The following is a 557-nucleotide window of genomic DNA, read 5'->3' on the forward strand; positions in this document are numbered from 1 at the left end:
TGTTCGCTTATTTCGAAGGGCTGGAAGATGATATTGGTGAACCCATCGAATGCGATGTCATCGCTATCTGTTGCGACTATCAGGAAATGACGATTGAAGAGATCATTGATCAATATTCTGACCTGATCGATATTGAAGACATGAAAGCATCCATTGCTAATGATGATATTGATTGGATTGAAGATCGTTATGATTATGTGAAGGAGGTGATGGAGCAACACACTACTGTCATTGGATATAACCATGAAGACTGGTCTGGTCTTATCATCCAGTCATTCTAATAGGCTCAGATTACCACATAACGGACGTTCTAGCATAGGTTATACGGTAGAGCGTCCAATCTGATAATGAAGCTTACAATGTGTTAGGGGTGCATTATGGCCATGTATCATACAAGTCCTATCGGCGATAGCGGATTCACTGAGAAAGAAGAACTCACATTCATTAATCAATATATCCAAACTCTCCTTTGGTCTTCAATTACTACTGACCCTGAGACGGGAGACATTATTGAAGGCTTGGGATGTGAAACATCTAGTCAATCGATGGACGCTCAG

The 557-nt window shown here is 40.9% G+C and carries 2 protein-coding genes; both read left to right on the forward strand.

All coding sequences use genetic code 11. The annotated features are described in order from the left end of the window. Positions 1-281 (forward strand): hypothetical protein (locus RMT89_RS40815; protein ID WP_315888809.1); only part of this gene is annotated, 281 nt, incomplete at its 5' end. A gap of 96 nt (positions 282-377) precedes the next feature. After that, the coding region (locus RMT89_RS40820; protein WP_315888810.1) for a hypothetical protein at positions 378-557 on the forward strand (180 nt) is incomplete at its 3' end.

The sequence above is a fragment of the Streptomyces sp. P17 genome (assembly GCF_032436805.1).
Lineage (GTDB): Bacteria > Actinomycetota > Actinomycetes > Streptomycetales > Streptomycetaceae > Streptomyces.